The 18,121-nt window shown below is 75.1% G+C and carries 15 protein-coding genes and 1 riboswitch; of the genes, 3 read left to right on the top strand and 12 right to left on the bottom strand.

Annotated elements, in window-relative coordinates:
- Window position 1: 1 nt before the first annotated feature.
- A complete protein-coding gene (gene ribD, locus OG896_RS34600) occupies window positions 2–1,144 on the bottom strand; it encodes a bifunctional diaminohydroxyphosphoribosylaminopyrimidine deaminase/5-amino-6-(5-phosphoribosylamino)uracil reductase RibD (protein WP_329371705.1) in 1,143 nt (380 codons plus the stop codon).
- A 144-nt stretch (window positions 1,145–1,288) separates the two neighbouring features.
- A riboswitch (FMN riboswitch) is annotated at window positions 1,289–1,419 on the bottom strand.
- A 252-nt stretch (window positions 1,420–1,671) separates the two neighbouring features.
- A complete protein-coding gene (locus OG896_RS34595) occupies window positions 1,672–2,874 on the bottom strand; it encodes an ROK family transcriptional regulator (protein ID WP_329371704.1) in 1,203 nt (400 codons plus the stop codon).
- 82 nt (window positions 2,875–2,956) lie between these two features.
- On the opposite strand from OG896_RS34595, the gene OG896_RS34590 reads away from it, so the two are divergent.
- Window positions 2,957–4,219, top strand: a complete 1,263-nt coding sequence (locus OG896_RS34590) for an MFS transporter (protein ID WP_329371702.1) — start codon at window positions 2,957–2,959, stop codon at window positions 4,217–4,219.
- A gap of 192 nt (window positions 4,220–4,411) precedes the next feature.
- On the opposite strand, the gene OG896_RS34585 is transcribed toward OG896_RS34590, so the two are convergent.
- Window positions 4,412–5,683 (bottom strand): alginate lyase family protein, encoded by a 1,272-nt coding sequence (locus OG896_RS34585; RefSeq protein ID WP_443057195.1) that lies wholly within the window; start codon window positions 5,681–5,683, stop codon window positions 4,412–4,414.
- A 423-nt stretch (window positions 5,684–6,106) separates the two neighbouring features.
- Entirely contained in the window at window positions 6,107–6,949 is an 843-nt protein-coding gene (locus OG896_RS34580) for a helix-turn-helix transcriptional regulator (protein WP_329371700.1), read from the bottom strand.
- A gap of 187 nt (window positions 6,950–7,136) precedes the next feature.
- Here OG896_RS34580 and OG896_RS34575 point away from each other — a divergent pair, with 187 nt between their 5' ends.
- On the top strand, window positions 7,137–7,997 hold the full coding sequence (locus OG896_RS34575; protein ID WP_329371698.1) for an NAD-dependent epimerase/dehydratase family protein: 861 nt from the start codon (window positions 7,137–7,139) through the stop codon (window positions 7,995–7,997).
- A 3-nt stretch (window positions 7,998–8,000) separates the two neighbouring features.
- Here the strand turns inward: OG896_RS34575 and OG896_RS34570 are convergent, their stop codons facing one another.
- Entirely contained in the window at window positions 8,001–8,462 is a 462-nt protein-coding gene (locus OG896_RS34570; protein ID WP_329374448.1) for a cupin domain-containing protein, read from the bottom strand.
- Window positions 8,463–8,697: 235 nt separating this feature from the next.
- On the opposite strand from OG896_RS34570, the gene OG896_RS34565 reads away from it, so the two are divergent.
- The gene (locus tag OG896_RS34565; RefSeq protein WP_329371696.1) at window positions 8,698–9,525 is read left to right on the top strand and encodes a DUF5995 family protein; all 828 of its coding nucleotides are present in this window, start codon (window positions 8,698–8,700) and stop codon (window positions 9,523–9,525) included.
- Here the strand turns inward: OG896_RS34565 and OG896_RS34560 are convergent.
- The 7 genes from OG896_RS34560 to OG896_RS34530 all read right to left on the bottom strand — a co-directional run bounded on the left by OG896_RS34560 (window position 9,511) and on the right by OG896_RS34530 (window position 18,054).
- Window positions 9,511–11,229, bottom strand: a complete 1,719-nt coding sequence (locus OG896_RS34560; protein WP_329371695.1) for a flavin monoamine oxidase family protein — start codon at window positions 11,227–11,229, stop codon at window positions 9,511–9,513. The two genes, OG896_RS34565 and OG896_RS34560, sit on opposite strands and share 15 nt — an antisense overlap.
- Entirely contained in the window at window positions 11,226–12,044 is an 819-nt protein-coding gene (locus OG896_RS34555) for a carbon-nitrogen hydrolase family protein (RefSeq protein ID WP_329371694.1), read from the bottom strand. Before OG896_RS34555 ends, OG896_RS34560 begins: the two co-directional genes overlap by 4 nt.
- Before the next feature lie 231 nt (window positions 12,045–12,275).
- Window positions 12,276–13,247 (bottom strand): PRC and DUF2382 domain-containing protein, encoded by a 972-nt coding sequence (locus tag OG896_RS34550; protein ID WP_329371692.1) that lies wholly within the window; start codon window positions 13,245–13,247, stop codon window positions 12,276–12,278.
- Window positions 13,248–13,494: 247 nt separating this feature from the next.
- Complete coding sequence (locus tag OG896_RS34545; RefSeq protein WP_328461431.1) at window positions 13,495–13,950, bottom strand: Lrp/AsnC family transcriptional regulator; 456 nt, start codon at window positions 13,948–13,950, stop codon at window positions 13,495–13,497.
- 85 nt (window positions 13,951–14,035) lie between these two features.
- The gene (locus tag OG896_RS34540; RefSeq protein WP_329371689.1) at window positions 14,036–15,475 is read right to left on the bottom strand and encodes a GuaB1 family IMP dehydrogenase-related protein; all 1,440 of its coding nucleotides are present in this window, start codon (window positions 15,473–15,475) and stop codon (window positions 14,036–14,038) included.
- A gap of 213 nt (window positions 15,476–15,688) precedes the next feature.
- Window positions 15,689–16,924, bottom strand: coding sequence for an amidase (locus OG896_RS34535; RefSeq protein ID WP_329371687.1), 1,236 nt, complete (start codon window positions 16,922–16,924; stop codon window positions 15,689–15,691).
- On the bottom strand, window positions 16,921–18,054 hold the full coding sequence (locus OG896_RS34530) for an acetamidase/formamidase family protein (protein WP_329371685.1): 1,134 nt from the start codon (window positions 18,052–18,054) through the stop codon (window positions 16,921–16,923). Before OG896_RS34530 ends, OG896_RS34535 begins: the two co-directional genes overlap by 4 nt.
- Window positions 18,055–18,121 lie beyond the last annotated feature (67 nt).

Raw genomic sequence — 18,121 nt, 5'->3', positions numbered from 1 at the left:
GTCAGCTCTCCTGGGGTGCGGTGGGGACGTCGGCGGGAGTGGCGGCGCTGGCGACGGTGGCAGCGGGTACGGCGGTGACGCGCAGGTCGGGTCCGAGGCGGTCGACGCCGGTCACGTCGAGCCGCAACGCCCGCGCGATGGTGGTGATTCCCCCGCCCGTGAGCACGGCGGGGCCGGCGCCGAGCAGCGCCGGGGCGAGGTAGGCGGTGACGGTGTCGATGTATCCGGCGGCCACGAACGCCCCCGCGAGCGTCGGCCCTCCTTCGAGCAGCACCGAGCGGACCCCGCGGGCGAGCAGTTCGGCGAGCAGCGCGGCCACGTCGACGCCGCGGCCCTGCGGCGCGTACGGCAGCCGGACGACGTCCACGCCGGTCGCGGTCAGGTGGGAGGTGTCGGCGTCCTTGCCGACGGCGATGAGGGTGGGCGCGGCGTCGTCGAGCACCCGGACGCCCGCGGTCGTACGGGCCCGCGTGTCGACCACCACCCGCAGCGGCTGGGTGGCGCCGTCGATGCCGCGTACCGCCAGGTGCGGGTCGTCCGCGGTCAGGGTGCCGGAGCCGACCACGACGGCGTCGGCCTCGGCGCGCAGCCGGTGCACGTCGGCGCGGGCCTCGGCGGAGGTGATCCAGCGGCTGGTGCCGTCGGCGGCCGCGATCCGGCCGTCGAGGGTGGCGGCGTACTTCCACCGGACGTAGGGGCGACCCTTGCGCACCGAGGTGAGCCAGGCCGCGTTGACCGCGGCGGCCTCCTCGCCGAGCAGGCCGCCGGCCACGTCGACGCCCGCCGCGCGCAGGGTGTGCGCGCCGCCGGACGCCACCCGGTTGGGGTCGGCCACCGCGTACACCACGCGGGCCACGCCGGCTTCGATCAGCGCCTTCGCGCACGGGCCGGTGCGGCCGGTGTGGTTGCACGGTTCCAGGGTGACCAGGGCGGTGCCGCCGCGGGCCCGCTCGCCGGCGGCGAGCAGCGCGTGCACTTCGGCGTGCGGTCCGCCGGCCCGCTGGTGCCAGCCCTCTCCCGCGACGCGGCCGGCCGCGTCGAGGATCACGCAGCCCACCACGGGGTTCGGCGCGGTCGCGCCGAGGGCGCGCGCGGACAGCGCGACGGCTCGACGCATCGCGTCGGCTTCTGCACTGGTGGCCACCGGGTCCTCCTGCCTCATCAGGCACGGACTCCGGGGCGAGGGAACTGACGGGCTCCCACTCGCCGGAACGACCGACCACGCACGCACCGATCCGCGCTTGCGCACGGACCCGCTCCTACGGCGGCCTTCCCGAGTGAACGCCCGCCGCGCACTGCCTCCCATCCGGACTTTCACCGTCGGTCCAGGAATTTCACCTGGTCAACCGGCCGCTGGCTGCGGCCGGGTCGCGGACTGTAACCGCCGGTTCGGAATTACACCGACCCCGGAGTGCGCGAACGTCACTACTGCGGTCAAGTCTGCCACGCGACGGTGCTCTCGCTCCACCCCCACCTCTTTGTGCGCTCCCTCACACAACCGGACGCGCCCGTGCGCCCCTGTCCGCCGGTGGCGGGACCTCGCCGTCCGCGGTGGCCTGTCGCGCAGTTCCTCCCCCAGAGCCTGCCCCCGGCGGAGCCGGGGGGAGCACCCCCAGCGCCCCCGTGCAAGTGCGGCTCCCACCGTGCTTGCCCCGTGGCAACCCGGGGGGATCAGGGCGCCGTGGCGAACACGTCCTGCTGGGCCGCGTCCATGGCCGTGATGACCGCACCGCGCAGGATCGGGCCGCCCTTGACCGCGGTGACGTGGAAGGACGTGCGCAGCGGGGAGAGCCGGGCGAAGGCCGCGCCGACCCGCTCGGCAAGCACGTCTCCCCCGGCCTCGCCCACTTCGCCGGCGAGCACCACCCGGCCCGGGTCGAGCACCGCGCAGATGGCGGCGGCGCCCACCGCGATCCGCTCGGCAAGTTCCGTGAGGAAGGCGTCGGCCCCGCCCTCGACCGCGGCCCGTACCGCCGACGCCGCCGACTCCGCGTCCGCCCCAGACCCCGGGGAAAGCCCGTGCGCCCGCGCCAGCGCGCACACCCCCCTGCTCCCCACCAGCCCGTGGTACCCCTTGTCGCAGTCCTCCGCGCTGGGCAGCGCCCCGTCCGGCGAGATCGGCAGGAACCCGACCTCCCCGGCGCCGCCGGACACCCCGCGCCGCAGCCGCCCGTCGAGCATGACGCCCGCCCCGACCCCGCTGCCGATCCACAGCAGTACGAACGTGTCGCCGTCGGGCCCCGCGGCCGCGACGCGCTGTTCCGCGACGGCCGCGAGGTTCGCCTCGTTCTCCAGCAGGACGGGCACGCCGAGCCGCCGCCGCACCTCGTCCACGAAGTCCGCGTGCCAGGCGGGCAGTGCGCCGGAGGGGCTCAGCCGCCCGGTGCCGGGGTCGATCAGGCCGGGCGCGCCGAAGACGACGGTGTGCAGTGCGGCGGCGCCGGCCGTCCGCGCGGTCCCGGTCAGCAGCGCGATGCCGTCCTCGACGATCCGCTCGGGGTCGGTCCCGGCGGCGACCGGCCGCTCGGCGCGGGCGACGGTCCGCCCGAGCAGGTCGGCGATCTCCACGCCGATGCTCTCGATCCGGACATCGAGCCCGGCGACGTACGCCCGGTCGGCGACGATCCCGTAGACCCGCGCGTTCGGGCCGCGCCGGGCCGCGCCCGCCTCGCCGACCACCTCGATCAGCCCGGAGTCCTGAAGGCGTTCGACCAGGTCGGCGACGCTGGGCCGGGACATCCCGGTCAGCTCCTTCAACTGCCCCGCGGTGAGCGGCCCTTCCTCCTGGAGCAGTCGCAGGGCGAGCCGGTCGTTGATCGCCCGGGCGGTGCGGGGGGAGGCACCGCGCCCGGGGTGCGCGCTGGTGGCGGTCATGGCGGCGATCCTTCCAGAACCCGCCGATGCGGCCGGAAAAGCGGCTTAACTTTCAGGCAGGCTTCCTGATAGTTTACCGCGCATGACGAGCAGTTCCCCGCCCGCGCAGTGGTCGCCGGCGCAGTGGTCACCCGCCCGGGTCCGCCGGGCCCACCTGACCATGCGCGCGGCCTTCGCCGTGCACGGCGCGGTCCAGGGCTCGTTCGCCACCCGCATCCCGTGGATCAAGGACCATCTCGGCCTGAGCGCGGGCACGTTGGGGCTCGCGCTGGTCTGCCCGGCGATCGGCTCGTCGCTGATGATGCCGCTGGCCGGACGGCTGATGCACCGCTACGGTTCGCGCGCGGCCCTGCGGGTGCTGCTGGGCGTGTGGTGCGCGACGCTCGCGCTGCCCGCGCTCGCGCCGGGGCTGCCCTGGCTGTGCGCGGCGCTGCTCGCGTTCGGGGCGACCTCCGGCATGGCCGACGTGGTGATGAACGCGCTCGGCATCGCCGTCGAGGAGCACAAGGGCAAGTCGATCATGTCCGGGCTGCACGGCATGTGGAGCGCGGGCACGCTGGTCGGGGCCGCGGTGGGCGTCTCGGCGGTGCGCGTCGGCCTGGACGGCCGGGTGCACCTGGCCCTGATGGCGGCCGCGCTGGTGGTGGCCGCGCTGCTGATCACCTCGGGCGCGCCGGATGTGCGCCCGCACGAGGACGAGGCCGCGCCGCCGCGCTTCTCGCTGCCCCCGAAGGCCGCGCTGGTGATCGGGGCGATCGGGTTCTGCGGGGTGTTCGCGGAGGGCGGCAGTTCCGACTGGTGCGCGGTCTACCTGAAGGAGATCGCGCACGCCTCGCCGGCCGTCGCCGCGCTGGCGTACACCGCGTTCTCGTGCACGATGGCCGTCTCCCGGCTGGTCGGCGACCTGGTGGTCCGGCGGCTCGGAGCGGTGCGCACGCTGCGGATCGGCGGGGCCGTCTCCACGCTCGGCGGCCTCCTCGTGGTCCTCGCGCACACCCCGGCGCCGGCGATCATCGGGTTCGCCCTGATCGGGGTGGGCATCTCCACGACGGTGCCGCTGTGCTTCGCCGCGGCCGGGCGGCGCGGGCCGGTGCCGAGCCAGGCGATCGCCGGGGTCGCCACGGTGACGTACACCTCCGGGCTGGTCGCGCCCGCCGCGATCGGGGGTATCGCGGGGGCGAGTTCGCTGACCACGTCCTTCGTGCTGGTCACCGTGCTGACCCTCGGGCTGGTGCTCGGCGCGGGCGTGGTCCGGCCCACCCCGCGCAAGGAGGTGGCCGCCTCGGGCGTGGCCGCCCCAGCCGCCCCAGCCGCTCCCGCCTCGTCGCCGACCACCGGCCGGTGACCGGGGCGGCTGCCCGCCGCCGGCCGCCGACCGGTGGATCGCGCGGGTACGGCCACCGGGTGGTCCGCCCCGCTCGCCGGGCCGCGCGCCCGGCCCCGTAGACCCTCCGAGTCGCGGACCGTCGGCTCAGGGACGGCGCGTCCGCGGCCCGGAGGTCCCGTCCGATCGCGCGGGCGGCCGCCCGCGATGGCGCTACCGCGAGATCGGGTCGAGCTGTTCCGGGGAGGGGCGCAGCGGCCACAGGTCGCCGCCGGGCGGTGCCTGGAGTTCGGGTACGGCCTCGGCCGCCGCGGGGTCGCCCGCCTCGGCGGCGGCCCGCACCACGTCGCTCGCCGCGAAGCGCTGGAAGTGCAGCTCCGGGTGCGGCCAGGGCGCGCGGCCGGTGGCGGCGGGAAGCAGGTAGCGGACCGCGTCGAGGATGCCCGCGCCCGCGGGGTTGCGGTACGACCACAGGTCGACGCCGACCTGCCGGCCGATGTGGGCGAGCCGGGTGAGGGCCACCAGGCAGAAGGTCGAGTAGTGCCAACTACGGCTCCTGGCCAGCTCTTCGGGCAGGCTGCCGTCCGCCGCGATCTGCGGGTCGATCCGGGCGGCGCGGGCGGCGAGCACCGTCCGGCGGGCGGAATCCGGCTGTCCGACGGCGAGTTGGAGCGCGGCGAGCTGCATGTCGAAGAAGGTGCCGTGGTTGTTGGCGGTGGCCGCCTCCTCGGCCGCGAAGTCGCCGCCGAGCCAGCGGGTGAAGTCAGCACACCAGGCGTGCATTCCGGCCCGGTCGGCCTCGGTCCAGCCTGGGGCGCCGGCGCCGAGCAGTGCGATCGCGTCCAGGATCGAGGTGAACTGCTGGGAGAAGTCGATGATGCCGATCGGCCGGCCGTCGGTGCTGCCGGGGATCGCCTGGGCGTGCGCGAGATGCGGGTTCATCCGGGTGGCGGGGGCGAGGAACCAGGTGCGCAGCAGGTGGGCGGCGTGCTCGGCGTAGTCGGCGCGGCCGGTGTGGTACCAGGCGAGGGCGAGGGTCTGCACCGCGTCGAACATCGCGCCGCGCCCGCGGTGGTCGGTGATGAGGTCGACCTCGGGGTTGCGCAGCCCGTCCCGCCGCTCGTACGGCAGGCCGTCGGGGTCGGCGGCGGTACGCGGGCGGCTGGGCCACCAGTACGGGGCCTGGCTGAGGTAGTCGTGCCGGTCACCGCTGGGCGGGATCTGCGGCTTGTCCGTCACCGACCATGGGCCCAGGGCGAGTTGGCGCTCCGCGCGGGCGGTGAGGTGGGCCAGGGCCGCGGTGGCCTCGGGGTCGCCGGAGCGCAGCAGGTCCCGGGCCTGCCGCAGGCGGCTGCCGTCGAGCACCACCGTCGGCGGCACCACGGTCGGCGGCGCCGCTTCGCCTGCGACGGCCGTCCGTATGGCGCCCGCCGCGCTCCGTACGACCGCATGCGCGCCCGCCTCCGTCTCCGGACGTTCCCGCACCACAGCCTCCCGTTCGCGTACATGAACCCAGTTCATCAATAAGATCGCTGGATCGTATGAGGGCCGTCCGCTCCGAGGCAATGGGGAGCCGGCGATACGGGCTTGCGGTACAGGGATGCGGCACAGGTTTCGCGTCAACGGCGTTGCGCCATCGGGTCGCGGTGCGCTCCCGGGCACCACCCGGTGGGCGCTTGCCCGCAGGGCGCCCCGCGCCACTGCGGCATCCCGCCGCGGCCGCGAAGAGAGCGCGGCGAGAAAGCGGTCCGGCGGGTGCGCACGGGGGAATCGAACCCGCCGGACCGTGTCTCCACGTTAGCGCGCCCTTACGGAACGTCGAAGGCGCGAGTCGGACAAATGCAGTCGCGCGAACACGCCATGGCACAGGCTCGCGCCATCTCCCGCGCCACACAAGGGAGTTGGCGGTCAGCTCACGGAGAGGTCCTGCAGGCCGACCACCCGCAGCAGTTGGAGCCGTTGGCACGACTCGGAGCCGGGCCGGGCGGTGAACACCACCAGCCGCTGGTCCCCTTCGGCACTCAGCAGCACCTCGCAGTCGAGCGTCAACTCCCCCACCACCGGGTGCCGGAAGCGCTTCACGTCCGAACGCCGCACCGCCACCTCGTGGTCGGTCCACAGGCGGGCGAACAGCGGGCTGGCGGCGCGGAGTTCGGCGACCAGCGCGGCCGGGCGCGGGTCCTTCGGCCGGGCCGCGACGACCGCGCGCAACTGCGCCACATGGCTCCTGGCCACCCGCTCGAAGTCCTCCGCCGGCAGCGCCGCGCGGCCCTCGGGGTCGGTGAACATCCGCCGCACGATGTTGCGCATCGCCGGCGGCCGGGCGGACACGTCGCCGTGCAGCGCGGCGGCCATCGCGTTCTGGGCGAGCACGTCGCCGATGTCGCTGAGCACCTGTGCGGGCGTGTCGTGCAGCCGGTCCAGGATCAGCAGCAGCCCTGGGCGCACATGCCGGCCGCCGCCCGGCTCGCGCGGCGGCACCTCGCCGGCCAGGTGGAAGAGGTGGTCGTGCTCGTCGGCCGTCAGCCGCAGCGCACGGGCGAGCGCGGCGAGCATCTGCCGGGACGGCCGCGGGCCGCGGGCCTGCTCCAGCCGGGCGTAGTAGTCCGCGGACATGCCCGCGAGCTGTGCGACCTCCTCCCGGCGCAGTCCGGGCGTCCGGCGGCGGGGGCTCCCGGCCAGGCCCACGTCTGCGGGTCCCAGGCGGCCACGGCAGCGGCGCAGGAAGTCGGCGAGTTCTGGTCGGTCCACGCCTCCAGCATGCGGCGGCCGCGCGGGGCTATCCAGGGAGTGCTGCTCCCTGGATCGGCAGGTCTCTCCCGCCCGGCGCCGGTCGGCCGCACGGTGGGAACCGCACCCCGACGGACAGGAGCGGCGGACACGGTCCGCCGGCCGCCGTCCGGCGGACCGTACAACGGACACTTCCGAGGAGCACGTCATGAGAATTCTGGTCACCGGAGCCACCGGCCAGGTCGGCCGCAGGTTCGTCCCCCGGCTGATGCAGCAGGCCGGGCGCGGCGGCGACACCGTGCGGCTGCTGGTGCGGGACGAGGCGCGGGCCGAGCCGCTCACCCGGCTCGGCGCTCAGGCCGTGGCCGGCGAGCTGCGCGACGGCGCCGACGTGCGCAAGGCCGTCGACGGTGTCGACGCGGTGGTGAACATCGCGGCCTCCTTCCGCGGTGTGCCCGACGAGGAGGCGTGGGCGGTCAACCGCGACGCCGCACTCGACCTCGGCCGGGCCGCGGTGGAGGCGGGCGTGCACCGCTTCGTGCAGGTCAGCACCAACCTGGTGTACGGCGCCGGGCGCGGCCGCCCCGCCGTCGAGGACGACCAGCCGCTGTCCGGCGGCCGGCACCCGGGCGCCGCCTACCCCGACTCCAAGTGGGCGGCCGAGACCGGGCTGCTCGCCCTGGACGGTCTCGACGTGCGGATCGGCCGGCTCGCGTTCGTCTACGGCGAGGGCGACCCGCACCTCGCGCAGGTCGTGCGGTGGGCCGAGGGGTGGGCCGGGCACAAGCGGCTGCAGATGGTCCACCACGCCGATGTCGGCCAGGGCCTGCTGCGCCTGCTGTACGCCCCCGGCCTGGCCGGCCGGACCTACAACATCGCCGACGACGCGCCGGTCAGCAGCGTCGAACTGCTCTGGCTCAACGGCGTCGAGCCGCCCGCCGAGGCCGCCGACCGCCAGGTCGAGGACCCCTGGGACGGCATCGTCTCCACCGCCCGCATCCGCGACGAGCTGGGCTTCCGCCCGATCCACCCCTCGGTCTGGACCGCGCGCGACGCGGGCGCGCTGTAGCGGTCAGCGCGGCGGCCCGAGGATGATCTGGCCGTACCGGTCGGCCGCCTCGGCCATGACGTCCTGGGAGATCTCAAAGCCCTCGGGGCGGGGAGCCGACTTGTCGCGTCCGGCGTGGCGGAACATGCCTTCGATGCCGCCGGGCGTGCAGATCATCAGCAGGTCGGCGGTGTCGGAGGTGATCCGGTAGCCGTGCGGGACGTTGCGCGGCAGGAAGACGATGCCACCCTCGGCCAGCTCCCTCTCCTCGTCGTCGCACCACACCAGCGCGGTGCCCTTGACCAGCATGAAGACCTCGTCCTCACGCGTGTGCAGGTGGTACGGCGGCGCTTCGCCCTTGCGGACGGAGAAGCGTCCCACGGTCAGTTGCCCGGCGGTGGCCGCGCTGTCGAGGAGCACGGCGAACTCCCCGCCGTCGAGCCATTCGAGCTTCTGCTGCTGTTCGGGCTGTGCCAGGTAGGCCATGGTCACGGCGGTGTCCGTTCTGCGCCGTCGAGGGCGCGGTCGGCGGGCGCGGCCGGCGCGGCCGGGCCGTTTCCTTCCCGTCGTCGAGCATGCCCTCGGCACCGCCGCGACCGCCATACGTGGCAGGCGGAACCGGTCGGCGCGCCTCCCGCGCGCCGCCGGTCCGGTCCGCCGTCACGGCGACATCGCCGCGCGGCGCGGGAGGCGGCGGCGGGGTGGTGCGGAAGCTGGGGGGATGACGACGACGGCACAGTGGACGGCGCCGGGGGACGTGGCGGATGTGGTGGCGCGGATGCGGGCGCTCGCGGCGGGGCTCCCGCCTGCGGACGGGGTGGCGGTGTTCAACCGGGTCTACCTGGCGGTCACCGAGGAGGTCACCCGGGGGCTCGCCGGCGGGCGGTTCTCGGACGGGCCCGAGGCGGCGGAGCTGGCCGTGCTCTTCGCCGGGCGGTACCTGGCGGCGGTCGAGGCCGGGGAAGCGGCGGGTGGCGCGGCCGGCGGCGGCAGGCACCGCGCCGCCGAGGACAGGTGCGCGCCCGCCTGCTGGCGGCCCCTGCTGCGGGCCCGGGCCGACCCGACCGTCCACCCGCTCCAGTTCGCCCTCGCCGGGATCACCGCCCACGTGGGCCACGACCTCCCGCTCGCGGTGGTCGACACCTGCCGGGCCACCGGCCGGGTGCCCGCCGAGGTCGCCGCCGACTACGCCGAGGTCGGCGGCGTGCTGACCGCCATCGAGGTCCGGGTCAGGGAGGAGCTGATGCCCGGCCCCGACCTGCTGGAGCGCCTCGACCCGCTCACGCACGCCGTCGCGTCGTGGTCCCTGGCCCGCGCGCGGGACGGCGCGTGGGCCACGGCCCGCCTGCTGTGGGCGATCCGCGACCGGCAGGAGGCGTACGAGGACTGCGTCCGGAGCCTGGAGTCGTCCGTCGGCCTGATGGCCCACGCGCTGCTCGCCCCGTTCCCGGCCCACCGCGCACGCCGCCCGCAGGCGCCGCCCGCGCCGACCGCGCCGGCGGCTCGTCCGGTCCCGTCGGCTCCGCCGCCCGCGTCAGTCCTCCGGTAGCAGCACCGGCGCGATCTCGTCGTAGCGGTCGCCGGGGCCCGGGTTGAGCGGGTCGGTGGCGCCGCCCAGGTGGTGCATGACGCCCCACACCGCGTTGAGCGCGGTCTGCACCGCGCCCTCGGCCCATCCGGCGGTCCAGGACACGTCGTCCCCGGCGAGGAAGATGCCGCGCTGGTCGGCGGGGAGCAGATCCTGCACGAAGTGCGTGAACAGCCGCCGCTGGTAGCGGTAGTGGCCGGGCAGGTTGGCCTTGAACGCGCCCATGAAGTAGGGCTCGTCCTCCCACGAGACGGTGACGGGGTTGCCGATGACGTGCTTCCTGATGTCGACCCCGGGATAGATCTCGCCGAGCGACTTGAGCATGACCTCCATCCGCTCGTGCGCGCTCAGCGGCAGCCACTTCGAGCTGTCGTCGCACCAGGTGTACGACAGGCAGATCACCGCCGGCCGGTCCGGCCCGTCGTCCAGCAGGTAGGTGCCGCGGGTCATCCGGTCGGTGAGCGTCATCGACATCGTGTCGCGGCCGGTGCGCGGGTCCCGGTCGAGCCAGAACGGCCGGTCGACGGGCACGAAGAGCTTGCTGGACTCCATGTAGTGGGTGCGCTCGATCGCGGTCCAGTGGTCGATCGGGAAGAGCGAGTCGTCGCAGGCGATCTTCGACAGCAGCATCCAGCTCTGCGCGGTGAACACCGCCGCGCGGTAGCTGCGGATGTCGCCGGTCGCGTCGGTGACAGTGATCCGGTTGCCCGCGGTGCGGTGCAGTCCGGTGACCGCCGGGCGCGGGGTGCCGCCGTGCAGGGAGCGCAGCGAGGTGCCGCGCGGCCAGTGCAGCAGCTTGTCCGGCTCGCGTTCCCACAGCCGCAGCGGGAGTTGCCGGCTGCCGCCGACGATGCTGTGGTGGTCGTCGTCGGCGCCGGTGTAGACGACCCGCAGGATCTCCAGGATCGAGTTGGGGAAGTCGGTGTCCCAGCCGCCGGTGCCGAAGCCGACCTGGCCGAAGATCTCCCGGTGCCGGAACGACGCGAACGCCGGTGCGGCGCACAGGAATCCGTAGAAGGTCTGGTTGTCCAGCCGCTCGACCAGCGCGGACCAGATCTCCCTGATCCGCGGCACGTCCCTGGTGCGCAGCGCCTGCTGCATCGCGGAGAAGTCCGCGCCCTCCTCCAGGCAGGCGTTCCAGGCGCGCATCACCTGGTGGTAGACCTCGGGCAGGTCGTCGACCGACGTGGCGTAGTGCGACTGCCCCTTGAGGTCGACGACCGTCGAAGGGGTGCAGGGCGCCAGCGGGTTGGGGAACGGCTTGGTGGTCAGCCCCACCAGGTCGATGTAGTGGCGCAGCGCGGTGGACGACGGCGGGAAGCGCATCGCGCCCATCTCCGCGGTCAGCGCGCCGTCCTCGCCGACGGCGCCGAACCCGTCGAAGGCGACGGTGCGCAGCCGGCCGCCGATCTCGTCGGCCTCGTAGAGCACCGGCCGCAGGCCCATCCGCATCAGCTCGTAGGCGGTCACCAGGCCGGACAGGCCGCCGCCGATCACGGCGACCTCGGTGCCGTGGGCGGCCGGCGGCACCGCGCCGAGCCCGGCGGGGTGCGCGAGGAAGTCGTCGTAGGGGAAGGGGAAGTCGGGGCCGAACATCGTGATGGGCGGTTCGGCCTGGGCCCGGACGTGCCCCTCGTCGTGGATGGCGGTGGGCACGGACGTCATGGGGCGGTTCTCCTGGCGGCGAGCGAGCCGTACAGCTCGGGGCGGCGGTCGGTCAGGTACGGGTTCTGCTCGCGGGTGGCGCGCAGCAGCTCCATGTCGGCGTCGGCGACGAGGAGTTCGGGTCCGGCGCCGGCCCGGGCGCGCACCGCGCCGTCCGGCCCGGCCAGGCAGCTTCCGCCGGCGAAGTCGTACGCGCCTTCCGGGCCGCAGCGGTTGGCGTACGCGATGTGCAGGCCGTTCTCGAACGCGCGGGCCGGCAGCAGCGTTTCGGCGACGAACTCGTACGGGCGCATCAACGCGGTGGGTACGGCGAGCAGTTCGGTGCCGGCCAGGGCGTGCGCGCGTACCGCTTCGGGGAACTCGACGTCGTAGCAGATCAGCAGGCCGATCCGGACGCCGTCCAGGGTGGCCTGGACCAGCGGGCGGTCGCCGGGGGTGAACACGGAGCGCTCGTAGTCGCCGAAGAGGTGGGTCTTGCGGTAGTCGGCCAGCGCGGTGCCGTCGGGGCCGGTGAGCCGGGCGGCGTTGTAGACGTGCGCGCCGTCCCGCTCGGGGTAGCCGTGCACGATGGCGATGGCGTGCCGTGCGGCGATGCCGGCGATGTGCTGGGCCGCGGCCCCGCCGGCCGGCTCGGCCGCTTCGGCGACCGCGTCCCCGAGGGCGTAGCCGGTCAGGAACATCTCCCCGGTCACCAGCAGCCGTGCGCCGCGTCCGGCCGCCTCGGCGGCGGCCGTCTCCAGCGCCGCGAGGCTCGCCGCGGTGCTCGCGGGCAGCCCGCCGGGCCCTTGCAGCAGCCCTGTCCGCAACGCTTCCACGGTTCCCCGCTTCCTGGTGACCGATCCGGTCCGCAGCGGCTTTTCCGCAGCTCAACCGGTCCCCTCCAGGACGCTACGTGCCCTCCCGCGGGAGCGACAAGACGCGAACATTGCGCCTGTGGCCCCGATCCGTTGCGTCCTGAGGCGCGAAAACGGCGATCCGTTGCGCGACGCGGGCGCCCACCCCCGGTTCGGGGGGTGGGCGCCCGGGCTTGACGCGAGGGGCGGCTGTCAGGTCAGGCCCTCCTCGTCGGTGGACTTGGTGGCGCGTTCGGTGCCGGGCTCGCCGCTCATCTCGGACTCGATCCGCTCCTTGCGGACCCTGCCGTGCACCTTGCGCTGCTCGGTGTGCTCCTCGACGCGCATCCGCACGCGCTCCTTCGGCACGACCTCGGTCTCGACCACGGCCTTGTCCTCGTGGAGGGTGACGACCCGCTCGGCCTCGCTGATGTCGCCGGCGCGGGCGTCGCGGTCCGCCTCGGTGATCGGCATCCGTTCGAGCCGGACCTCCTCGTGGGCGATCGGTACGGTCTGCTCGACCTCCTCGACGTCGACGTACTTGTGCAGCCGTGCCCGGCCGCTCGTCTGGCGCTCGACCCTGACGTGCATCTCCTCTTCGGAGCGGGTCATCGCCTCGTCGGTGTCCATGGCCCGCGCGTCCCCGGAGCCGAGCCGCTCGGCCGCTCCGCTGGGGCCGGCCGCGTAGGCGGCGGTGCCGGTGCCCGCCTCGCTGCCGGACATCTCCGTGTCGGTGGCCTTCGCGGTCGCGGCGCCCGAGTCCGCCGTGTCACCGCGTGCCTGCCGGCCCCGGCCCGCGGCACCGGCCGCCCCGGCCATGCCACCGGCCGCCGCGGCCTTCTCCCCGGTGTCGCCCGAGCCGCCCCGCGTCTCCAGGCCGTAGTAGCGGTACAGGTGCCGCTCCTCCTCCGCGGACAGGTGGCCACCGGAGTCCACGTCCACGTTGGGCGCGCCCTTGACCTTGTCCTTCTCGTACGGCACCTCGACGTGGTCCTGCACGATCTTCGCGGCGCGGGTCGGCACGAACGTCTCGTTGTTGCCGAAGAAGCCGGTTTTGACCGTCACCCATTCCGGAAGGCCGGTGGCGTCGTCCAGGTACATGTGCTTGGCATCGCCGATCTTCTTCCCCTGAGTGTCATGGACGGGATGGCCCACGACTTGGGGAATCTGCTCGCGCGTGATCATGTCGCCTCCTCGGGCTGCCGGGGCCGTTTTCCCGGCCTCACTTCACCGCGTTACCCCATTGGGACGGGCAAAACATATCCACTCATCCCAATAGGGACATTCCGGGGCGGGATTCGGGCGCCGAGCGGGCTCTCACGAAGGGCTCGGAGCGCTCGGAATCCCGGGGACCCGGGGCCGGGAAGGGGCCTGCGGCCCAGGAGCGGCCCGGGGTTCGGAAGGGGCCTGCGGCTCAGGAAGGGCCCGCGGCTCAGGAAGGGCCCGCGGCACCGTAGCGGCGCAGCAGCGGCGAGAGCACCAGCACGGAGCGGGTCCGGCTGACGAACGGCTCCCCCGCGATCCGCTCCAGCACCTGCTCGAAGTGGCGCACATCGGCGGCGAAGACCTGCACCACCGCGTCCGCGTCCCCCGTCACGGTCGACGCGGACGCCACCTCCGGATAGCGCGCCAGGCCGCGCCGGATGTCCGCGGGCGACGTGTTGTGCCGGCAGTACAGCTCCACCAGCGCCTCGGTCTGCCAGCCGAGCGCCGCGGGGTCCACCCGTACGGTGAACCCCGTGATCGCGCCCGCCGCCAGCAGCCGGTCCACCCGCCGTTTCACCGCGGGTGCCGACAACCCCACCTCGGAGCCGATGTCCGCGTAGGAGCGGCGCGCGTCGGCGGCCAGGGCGTGCACGATCCGTTCGTCGATCTCATTGAGCGCCACAGCGGGAGTGTGCCACGGCGCCCCCTGTCCCCCGGGCCGCCGGGTCCGGTCGGCGGCGGCACCGGCACCCCTGCGACCAGCGGCGCTACGACCAGCTGGCGTAGAGCGGCTTGCCCTCGGCGTACCCCGCGGCGCTCTGCACCCCGACGACGGCGCGCTCGGCGAACTCCTCCAGCGAGGCCGCGCCCGCGTACGTGCAGGAGCTGCGCACGCCCGCCACGATCGAGTCGATCAGGTCCTCCACCCCGGGCCGGGCCGGGTCGAGGAACATCCGCGACGTGGAGATGCCCTCCTCGAACAGCGCCTTGCGCGCCCGGTCGTACGCCGACTCGTCGCTGGTCCTGTTGCGCACCGCGCGGGCGGAGGCCATGCCGAACGACTCCTTGTACAGCCGGCCGTCGGCCGCCTGCTGGAGGTCCCCGGGGGACTCGTGGGTCCCGGCGAACCAGGAGCCGATCATCACGTTGGACGCGCCGGCCGCGAGCGCCATGGCGACGTCGCGCGGGTGCCGCACGCCCCCGTCGGCCCACACGTGCTTGCCGAGCCGCCGCGCCTCGGCCGCGCACTCCAGCACCGCCGAGAACTGCGGCCGCCCCACCCCGGTCATCATGCGGGTGGTGCACATGGCGCCGGGCCCGACGCCGACCTTGACGATGTCCGCGCCGGCCTCGATCAGGTCGCGCACGCCGTCCGCCGCGACCACGTTGCCGGCCACGATCGGCACCCGGGGGTCGAGGGCGCGCACCGCGCGCACCGTGGCGAGCATCGACTCCTGGTGGCCGTGCGCGGTGTCGACCACGAGCGTGTCGACGCCCGCGTCCAGGAGCTGCTTCGCCTTGCCGGCCACGTCGCCGTTGATACCGACCGCGGCGGCTATCCGCAGCCGGCCGTCGGCGTCCACGGCCGGCTGGTAGAGGGTGGCGCGCAGCGCGCCGGTGCGGGAGAGGATGCCGGCCAGCCGCCCGTCGGCGTCGACGGCCGGGGCGATCCGGCGGTGCGCGTTGTCCAGGCGGTGGAAGGCGTCCCGGGGGTCGAGGTCCGCGTCGAGGACCAGCAGGTCCCGGGACATCACCTCGGACAGCTGGGTGAAGCGGTCCACGCCGGTGAGGTCGGCCTCGGTGACGACGCCGACCGGGCGGCCGTCCTCCACCACGACGCCGGCGCCGTGCGCGCGCTTGGGCAGCAGCGAGAGCGCGTCGGCGACGGTCTGCGACGGCGCCAGGGTGATCGGCGTGTCGAGCACGAGATGGCGCTGCTTGACCCAGCCGATGACCTCGGTGACCACGTCGATCGGGATGTCCTGCGGGATGACGGTCAGGCCGCCGCGGCGGGCGACCGTCTCGGCCATCCGGCGGCCGGCGATCGCGGTCATGTTCGACACGACCAGCGGGATCGTGGTGCCGGTGCCGTCGGGCGCGCGCAGGTCCACCGCCTGCCGGGAGCCCACGGCGCTGCGGCCGGGCACCATGAACACATCGTCGTACGTCAGGTCGTACGGGGGCTGGACATCGTTGAGGAAACGCATACCGACTCTCTCACCTGCGGGTTCAACTGGGGCGGGCGGGGAGTCAGCACGGGCCGGGGACTGGCCCGGCTGCGGCTCCTCGGCCCATCATCCCCGAAATCCGCTGGTCGCGGGACCCGGCGGAGGTGCCTTCGTCGGTTTGCCCGATTCCCCGCGGTCGCGTTTTGTGGCTTTCTCCGAAGACCTCCCGGGGGCGCCAGGAGTTCCCCCGCCTCACCCGGCGCTCCCGGACCGCCGGAGGGCCGGCGCCGTGCGGAGCAGGCACTCGTCGGCGCCGGGCGCGCCCAGCAGGCACAGGCCGACGGGAAGGCCGCCGACCCGGGCGACGGGGAGGGTGAGGGCCGGCAGACCGCCCAGCCCGGCCACGCAGGTCAGGGCGAGCAGGGCGGCACGGTCGCCCGAGGCGGGGACGGAGGCGCCATAGGGCGGGGCGGGGGTGGGGGTCGCGGGAATCGCCAGGATCGCGCCGTCCAGGCGGTGGTGCAGCCAGGAGGCCAGCCGGGCCACGGTGGCGCGGGCCGCGGCCTCGGCCTCCGGGGTCACGCGCTCGGCCCGGGCCAGCCGCTCGGCGACGTGGGGTCCGAAGACGGGCCGGGCGCGGCGCACCCACGGGCCGTGCGCGCGCCACACCTCCGCCGCCTGGACCAGGGTGAAGGCATCCCGGGCGTCCGCGTGGGCGCACGGGGCACCGTCCGAGAACAGCGGCGCCGCGTCCAGCGGGACGCCGAGCGCCGGTCCGAGGCGGTCCGCGCGGGGGCGCAGCGCGGCGCGGACACCGTCGGCGGCGCACCCCCACAGGTCGGCGGGGACCAGGACGCGCCGCACCGGCCGGTCGTCGCGCGGGGTGTCGGCGAGGAGCGCCGCGGCGGCCTCGGTGAGCAGCGGCAGGGTCCGGGTGAGCAGCGCCGGGGTGTCGAACGACGGCGCCAGGGGCGCGATGCCCCGCCGGTCGGCGCGCGCGTGGGTGGGGCGCAGCCCGTACAGGCCGCAGTACGAGGCGGGCACCCGGATCGAGCCCGCCGTGTCGGTGCCGAGCCCGACGTCGGCGAGGCCGCCGGCGACGGCCGCCGCGGTGCCGCTGGAACTGCCTCCGGTCAGCCGGCCCGGTGCGGCGGGGTTGGCGGGGGTGCCGTAGTGGGCGTTGGTGCCGCCGAGGCTGTAGGCGAGTTCGTCGGTGTGGGTCTTTCCGGCGTACCGGGCGCCCGCGGACAGCAGGCGCGCGACGGCGGCGGCGTGCGCGGGGGCCGGCGCCGCGGCGGCGAGCAGCAGCGGGTGGCCGCTGCCGGTGGGCGCGCCCTGGACGTCGATGACGTCCTTGACCGCGAGCCGTGCCCCGGCGAGCGCGACCGGTCCGTCCTGGTCGGCGGTGCCGGCGGCGGGGGCCTCGGCCGGGGCGGTGTCCGCCGGGAGCCAGGGCACGAACGGGTCGATCAGCGGTGCGGGCGTCATGCGGGTATCGTCCCCGCGCCGGGGCCGGACGGCCCGGTGAGCAGGGGCGCCAGATCGGCCTTCGGCAGGCAGATGTGGACGCCCTTCACGTCGTCCACGACCTGCGAGATCCGCACGTCGACCGCGGCGCTGAGGTAGGCCAGCGCGACCGGGGCGGGCAGCGCGCACCGCTCGGCGAGATACCCGAGCGCGGCGCGGGTCGCCTTGCGGACCGCCTCGTCCAGGTCGGTGTCCAGGCCGGTGACGAGGTGGTGCCCGGCGGTCTCGGCGTACGGCCCGGCCAGGCGCGCCGCCAGCCGGCGGGTGGCCGGGTCGGAGTGCAGGACGAGCCGTACGGTCGCGCGCAGCGGTGCCTCGAAGGCGGTGAGGGCGACCTCGCCGTCGCCCTGGGAGAAGTGCGGGTCGCCCGCGTAGAACAGCGCGTCGGGTACCTGCACGGGCAGGAACAGCCGGGCGCCCTCGGTGAGCAGGCGGATGTCCAGGTTGCCGCCGTGCGGGCCCGGCGGCACGGAGTGCACGGGCCGCTCGGTCGCGGCGGCGACTCCCATGATGCCGAGGAACGGCGCGAGGGGGAACCGCACGGCGCGGCCGTCGCCGACCGGGAGCCGGCCCAGGCCGTCGTCGTCCACGTGCGCGACGAGGCTGACGGTCGGCACCGGCGCGCCCTCGGGGTGGCCGGGCGGCGGCGCCGGGTACTCGCCGGGCAGCGCGCCCCGGCCGTGCCGGTTGCTGATCACGCCGTACGCGGTGCGGCGCCGCAGCCGCAGCACCTCCACCTCCAGGACGTCACCGGGCCGGGCGCCGGCGACGGCCACCGGGCCGGTGACCACGTGCGGGCCGCGCCGGGCCGGGTCGAACGGCCGCGCGGTGGCGGCGAGTTCGGCCGCGTCCCGCAGGACCCGGCCGGCCGGGATGCCCGCGGCGGCGAAGAAGGCGGCCGGGTCCGCGCCCTGGTCCGAGAGGATGCCCTCGTGGCTGACGGTGTCCAGGCACAGCGCGGTGCCCGGCGCGACGGTCAGGACGGGGCGGCTCGCGGCGTTCGGCAACAGGCCCCAGCAGGTCGACTTCCGGTCCGCGGCGAGATACACCGAGCCGTCGGTCCCGCCCTCGTACGGCTGAAGTACGCTCATGGCCGGGGACCTTTGCATACAACTGTTACACGTCGGTTAACGCAGCGACGGAGACGGGAGAGGCGGC

The organism is Streptomyces sp. NBC_00669, from assembly GCF_036226785.1.
GTDB lineage: Bacteria > Actinomycetota > Actinomycetes > Streptomycetales > Streptomycetaceae > Actinacidiphila.
Note: the sequence above shows the minus strand (reverse complement) of the source record. Positions and strands in the feature narration are given on the sequence as shown.

Bases quoted from the DNA above. Each gene is read 5' to 3' on its own strand.
- OG896_RS34590 (WP_329371702.1), top strand. From the start codon at position 2,957: ATGACGAGCAGTTCCCCGCCCGCGCAGTGGTCGCCGGCGCAGTGGTCA.
- OG896_RS34535 (WP_329371687.1), bottom strand. From the start codon at position 16,924: ATGACGCCCGCACCGCTGATCGACCCGTTCGTGCCCTGGCTCCCGGCG.
- OG896_RS34570 (WP_329374448.1), bottom strand. From the start codon at position 8,462: ATGGCCTACCTGGCACAGCCCGAACAGCAGCAGAAGCTCGAATGGCTC.
- OG896_RS34550 (WP_329371692.1), bottom strand. From the start codon at position 13,247: ATGATCACGCGCGAGCAGATTCCCCAAGTCGTGGGCCATCCCGTCCAT.
- OG896_RS34575 (WP_329371698.1), top strand. From the start codon at position 7,137: ATGAGAATTCTGGTCACCGGAGCCACCGGCCAGGTCGGCCGCAGGTTC.
- OG896_RS34595 (WP_329371704.1), bottom strand. From the start codon at position 2,874: ATGACCGCCACCAGCGCGCACCCCGGGCGCGGTGCCTCCCCCCGCACC.
- OG896_RS34565 (WP_329371696.1), top strand. From the start codon at position 8,698: ATGACGACGACGGCACAGTGGACGGCGCCGGGGGACGTGGCGGATGTG.
- OG896_RS34560 (WP_329371695.1), bottom strand. From the start codon at position 11,229: ATGACGTCCGTGCCCACCGCCATCCACGACGAGGGGCACGTCCGGGCC.
- OG896_RS34540 (WP_329371689.1), bottom strand. From the start codon at position 15,475: ATGCGTTTCCTCAACGATGTCCAGCCCCCGTACGACCTGACGTACGAC.
- OG896_RS34530 (WP_329371685.1), bottom strand. From the start codon at position 18,054: ATGAGCGTACTTCAGCCGTACGAGGGCGGGACCGACGGCTCGGTGTAT.